Genomic DNA, 5,215 nt, shown 5'->3' with positions numbered 1-5,215 from the left:
CGCCGAGGCCGGCGCGGAGCCGCGCCCAGACGCCGGCGAGGCCGCGGCCCGAGGCGTCGTGGCCGGCGCGCGGCCGCGCGAGCCACACCGCCGCGAGCCCGGCGCCGCCGACGAACGCGAACGCGAGCAGGGCGTCGCGAGCCCAAGCCGGCAGCGGCGTGGCGAGGGCGAGCCCCGCGATGAGCGGGACGAGCGTCGCCGTCCCCACGACGTAGTCGAGGAGCGCCGCGGCGAGGACGGAGGTGGTGGAGAGACCGGTCCGGCGGGCGAGGAGGTGGGCGCGGACGAAGTCTCCCGCGCGCGCCGGCACGGCCACCCCGACCGCGTAGCCCGCGACGAGCGGCGCGAACGCGTCGCGCGCCCGGACGCGCACGCCGGGCGGCCGGACGACCGCTGCCCAGCGGCCCGCGTGCAGCCACTGCGAGACGACGTTCGCGGCCATGGCGAGGAGGAGCGCCTCGGGCCTCGCCGAGGCGAGCGTCTCGACGAGCTCGGAGAGGTCGACGTTCGCGAGGGCGACCCCCGCGAACGCCGCGACCAGCAGGAGCCCGACGAGCCGCAGGATCGGCCTCCGGCCGAGGTTGCCCTCGGGCGGGACGGCCAGGCGACGGAGGCGCTGCCAGAGGGCGGACACGGCGCGACAGACTAACCGCGGACCCGTCCGAGCGAAAGCCTGCGCGGCGCGGCCGCCGGAATCACCCGCGAACGCCGATGGACCGGTACACCCCGAGCACCTCGCGTGCCACCGACGGCCAGGCGAAGCGCTGGGCCGTGAGCCGGCCCCGGTCGCCGTACGCGGCGCCGCGTGCCGGCTCGCGCGCCAGGCGGAGGAGCGCCCGCGCCCACGCCGCCTCGTCCGCGGCGGGCAGGATCTCCCCCTCGCGGCCGTGCTGGACGATCTCCCCGTACCCGTCGACGTCGGAGGCGAGCACGGGCTTGCCAGCCGCCATCGCCTCGAGGAGCGTCACGCCCGCGCTGGGCGCCTGCGAGGGCGCGCAGAAGACGTCGGCCGTCGCGTACCAGTCCGGCCGCTCGCCGTGGACGCGCCCGGCGAACACCACGTCCTCCTCGAGCTCGCGCGGGACCCGCGCGCGGGCGCGGGAGAGCCCCGGCCCGTCGCCCACCACGATGAGCCGCGCGTCGATCTGCTTCCACGCGCGGTGGAACGCGCCGATCATCCGATCGAGCCCGTTCCGCGCCTCGACGCGGCCGAGCCAGAGCACGTTGAGCTTGCCGTCGTCGTAGCGCCGCAGCCGCCGCCCGCGCGAGAACCGGTCGAAGTCCACGCCGTGCGGGATCATCCGCACGTCGGTGCCGAGGCGGTCGCCGTAGGGCGCGAGCGCGGCGCGGGAGACCGCGATGGACGCGTCGAGCCGGTCGGCGTAGCGCTGCAGCGCGCCGCGCGCGAGCCGGAACAGGAGGCCGGGGCGCGCGCCCGGGTGGAACGTGCCGACGACCGGCCCCGTCGCGTGGTGGATGGCGAGGAGCGGCAGGACCGGCGACAGCGGCGCGTGCACGTGGACGACGTCGAACCGCTCGCGCGCGAGGATGTCCCGCAGGGCGACGCCGACCCCCGTCCCACCGGTCACCCGCCCGACGGCGCCGCGGTGGACGAGCGGCCGGCTCGCGCCGACCCGCAGCACGTCCGCGGACTCCGCGTCGAGCGACGGCGGCGCGCCCTTGGCGGCGTCGGGCATGACGCTCGTGACGATCTTGACGCTGTGCCCGAGGCGCCGCGCCTCGCGGGCGAAGTTCTCGACGTGCTCGGGGATGCCGCCGAGGCTCGGGTAGTACTCCTCGGTCACGACGCCGATGCGCACGCTGCCGGCTCCGCGGGGCGGGCCGCCTCAGCGCGTCAGCGCCTGGCGGCGGGGCTGGAAGGGAATGACCCGCGCCTCGCGGGGCGGCATCGGGCTCACGCGCCGGCCGAGCGGCGCGCGCCGGAAGGCGAGCGGCGCGAGCGCCAGGGCGGCCGAGAGCCACGCCGCCGCGGTCAACCACAGCATGGCGAGGGCCGCCGCCGCGGCTCGGACGAACAGCACCAACCGGCGCTCTGCCCGATGCGGCGCCGCGGGGAGAGTGGCCAGGCGCAGATGACCTCGTGAGACCGACGGACCGGAGTGCGGCACGGATGGACTTCCTCCCGACGCCAAACGTAGACACCCGCTCTCGAGCCGGCCAACCGGCCCCGGCGGTGGGCCCGCCCGGTCCTCTGGCGTTCACCCTCGGAACTTTGCTAGGACGCGCGGATGTCCGAGCGGACCCTCCGCACCCGGGTGCCCGTCACCGCCGCCATCGCCGCGGCCGCGCACCTCACCGTCGACGCGCTCGCGAGCCGGCTCCCTTGGACGACGCCCCCTTACCTGCTCCTCGACCACGTGGCGGGGCCGTTCCGGGACCTCGTCGCGCTCGACCGCGGAACCATCGCCATTGCGGTGTCCATCGCCGCGTCCGGCGTCAACGGCCTCATGACCGCCACGCTCGCGGCCGCGCTCGACGGCACCGACCGGCGGGTGCGCAACCTCGGGCTGCTCCTCTCGGGGCTGTGGGTGCTTTCGGGCGGGCTGCTCGCGCTCATCTACCTGTCGGCGCCCCTCGCCCTCCTCGTCGGCAGCCTCGCCGCGGGGGTCCCGCGATCCTTCCTGGTCGCCTGGATCGCCGAGCGCATGCGGACCTGAGCCGGCCGCCGTCTCTTTCGAGACGCGCCGGCCCCGAAGGCGAGGCCGGGCCTCGCCCGCGCCGTCACCGCCGCGAGGGCAAGAGCGGCCTCAGGGTGCGCGCGGGTCGGGTCGCGGCGCGCGCCTTCTCGTCGGCGCGCGCCGCCTCGGCGCTCCGCCCAGTCCGCTCGTAGAACCGCGCGAGGCGGGTCCATCCAGCCGCCCGGCCGGGCGCGCTGCGCGCCGCGGCGACGAGCTCCGCCTCGGCCTCGGCGAGGCGCCCGGCGGCCTCGTAGGCGTCCGCGAGCTGCGCCCGGACCGCGCCGTCCCCGGGTCGGGCGGCGCGGGCCCGCTCGAGCTCGGCGATGGCGTCGCCGGCGCGCCCGAGCCGCGAGAGCGCGAGCGCGCGGCGCAGGCGGAGGTCGGCGTCCTCCCCGAGCATGAGCGCGCGTCCGTAGGCGGCCTGGGCCCCCTCGTCGTCGCCGGTCAGCTCCGCGAGGCGGGCGCTCGCGAGATCCCAGCGGGCGTCGACGGTGCGGCGCCGGACGCCGGCGAGCACCTCCCGCGCCCGGTCGAGCTCGCGGCCGTCCGCGACGAGCAGCTCGGCGAGCTCGATCCGGACGTCGTCGCGGGCGGGCGCCGCCGCGAGCGCCTCCTCGAGCCGGAGCCGCGCCTTCGCGGGCTCGCCTGCCGCGCGCAGGGCGAGGGCCTCGGCGAGGAGCGCCTCCGAGCCGGGGACCGGCGCCGCGGGAGGCACCGCCCGCGGGGCGAGCGGCGCGGTCGGGAGGGGCGGCGCGGAGGCGCACGCGGCGAGCACGGCGCCGAGCGCGAGGAAGGGGGCGAGGGGCAGGCGCTTCACGCTGCCATATAACCACGGGGCGGCGCCCGTAATCCGGCCTGTGGCGCAGCGGCGCGGGAAGGGGTAAGTGGAGCGGCGTCCGATGACCGACCGCACGCAACGGGAGCTCGGCTGGCCCGAGATCCTCTCCGCCATCGCCGCGCGCTGCAGGCTGCCCGCCGGCCGGGCCCGCGCCCTCGACCTCCCCTTCCAGCCGACCGCCGACGCCGCGCGCGAGGCGCTCCTGCGGGTGGGAGAGGCGCGGCGCCTGTCGGAGCTCGGGCTCGCGCTGCCGCTCGGCGGAGTCGGCGACGTCGCCGGGCACCTCGAGCGGGCGAGCAAGGGGGGCGTCCTCGAGCCGCTGGCGCTGCGGGAGTGCGCCGCGCTCGCCCGCGCCGCCGCGCGGACGCGCGGGCTCCTCGAGGCGCGCGCGGCGGAGACCCCGCGCCTGTGGGCGATCGCGGAGCCGCTCTCGCCGTCGGCCGCGCTCGCGGACCGCGTCGAGCGCGCCATCGAGCCGTCGGGCGCGATCTCCGACCGGGCCAGCCCCGAGCTCGCCCAGGCCCGGGAGCGGGCGCGTGGCCTGCACCGCGCGCTCAAGGTCCACGTGGAGGCGCTCCTCGCCGACGCCGAGATGCAGCGCCACCTGCGCGACACCTACTTCACCATCCGCAACGAGCGCTACGTCCTGCCGGTGCTCGCGAGCGCGCGCTCCGCCGTCCCCGGCATCGTCCACAACGCCTCCCAGTCGGGCCAGACGCTCTTCGTCGAGCCGGACTCCATGGTCGAGCTCGGCAACGAGCTGTCGATCGCGAACGCCGTCGCGGCGGAGGAGGAGCAGCGCATCCTCCGCGAGCTCACCCAGGCGCTCATGGCCGGCTCGGGCGCGCTCGCGCGCGACCTCGAGCTCCTCGCCGCGCTCGACGTGCTCGAGGGCTCGGCGCTGCTCGCCTCCGACCTCGACGCGCGCGCCCCCGAGGTGCTCGCGCCCGGCGCGGGGTTCGAGCTCCTCTCGCTGCGCCACCCGCTCCTCGTCCTGCAGGGCAAGAAGGTGGTGGCGAGCCACGTGCGGCTCGACCCGCCCGCCCGCGCCCTCATCGTGTCGGGCCCGAACGGCGGCGGGAAGACCGTCGCCATCACCGCGGTCGGCCTGTCCGCGCTCATGCTCCGCGCGGGCCTGCCGGTCGCCTCCGCCGCCGGCTCGCGGCTCCCCTTCTTCCTCGAGGTGAAGGCGGCCGTCGACGAGCGCGGGGATCTCACGAAGGATCTGTCCACCTTCACCGCACACCTCGCCGCGGTGAAGGAGATGCTCGCCGGGGCGGTCCCGGGGTCGCTCGTCCTGGTGGACGAGATCGCCGCCGACACCGATCCGCGCGAGGGCGCGGCGCTCGCCGCGGCGATCCTGGAGTCGCTCGTCGAGCGCGGCGCGGCCGTGCTCGTCACGACGCACCTCGACGAGCTCAAGGCGCTCGCGCTCACCGACACGCACTACGCCAACGCGCGCGTCGGGTTCGACGCGGAGCGGCTCGCCCCCACCTACCAGCTCCACCTCGGCAGCCCGGGGAGCTCGTCCGCGATCGAGGTCGCCGCGCGCGTGGGGCTGCCCGGGCCCGTCGTGGAGCGGGCCCGCGCGGCGCTGACCGGCCAGGGCGGCGCGCTCGGCCAGGCGCTCCGCGCGCTCGACGACGAGCGGGCGCGGCTCGCCGAGGAGCGGCGCGCG

At 77.8% G+C, this 5,215-nt stretch carries 6 protein-coding genes; 2 read left to right on the top strand and 4 right to left on the bottom strand.

Features of this window, described 5'->3' with window-relative positions:
- The 3 genes from MNZ29_RS23485 to MNZ29_RS23475 form a co-directional block, all read right to left on the bottom strand.
- The coding region (locus MNZ29_RS23485) for a lysylphosphatidylglycerol synthase transmembrane domain-containing protein (protein ID WP_242357003.1) at nucleotides 1-634 on the bottom strand (634 nt) is incomplete at its 3' end.
- Between the two features lie 61 nt (nucleotides 635-695).
- Nucleotides 696-1,820 (bottom strand): glycosyltransferase family 4 protein, encoded by a 1,125-nt coding sequence (locus MNZ29_RS25090; protein ID WP_242357001.1) that lies wholly within the window; start codon nucleotides 1,818-1,820, stop codon nucleotides 696-698.
- Between the two features lie 27 nt (nucleotides 1,821-1,847).
- Nucleotides 1,848-2,042 carry a hypothetical protein gene (locus tag MNZ29_RS23475; protein ID WP_242356999.1) on the bottom strand — a complete coding sequence of 65 codons (195 nt, stop codon included), beginning with the start codon at nucleotides 2,040-2,042 and terminating at the stop codon, nucleotides 1,848-1,850.
- Between the two features lie 207 nt (nucleotides 2,043-2,249).
- On the opposite strand from MNZ29_RS23475, the gene MNZ29_RS23470 reads away from it, so the two are divergent.
- Nucleotides 2,250-2,678 (top strand): hypothetical protein, encoded by a 429-nt coding sequence (locus MNZ29_RS23470; RefSeq protein ID WP_242341531.1) that lies wholly within the window; start codon nucleotides 2,250-2,252, stop codon nucleotides 2,676-2,678.
- A 64-nt stretch (nucleotides 2,679-2,742) separates the two neighbouring features.
- On the opposite strand, the gene MNZ29_RS23465 is transcribed toward MNZ29_RS23470, so the two are convergent.
- Complete coding sequence (locus MNZ29_RS23465; RefSeq protein WP_242356997.1) at nucleotides 2,743-3,516, bottom strand: tetratricopeptide repeat protein; 774 nt, start codon at nucleotides 3,514-3,516, stop codon at nucleotides 2,743-2,745.
- An 82-nt stretch (nucleotides 3,517-3,598) separates the two neighbouring features.
- Here MNZ29_RS23465 and MNZ29_RS23460 point away from each other — a divergent pair.
- The coding region (locus MNZ29_RS23460) for an endonuclease MutS2 (RefSeq protein WP_242356995.1) at nucleotides 3,599-5,215 on the top strand (1,617 nt) is incomplete at its 3' end.

The organism is Anaeromyxobacter sp. SG64, from assembly GCF_022690745.1.
Classification (GTDB): Bacteria; Myxococcota; Myxococcia; order Myxococcales; family Anaeromyxobacteraceae; genus Anaeromyxobacter; species Anaeromyxobacter soli.
This window is presented reverse-complemented; position numbering and strand designations above follow the sequence as displayed.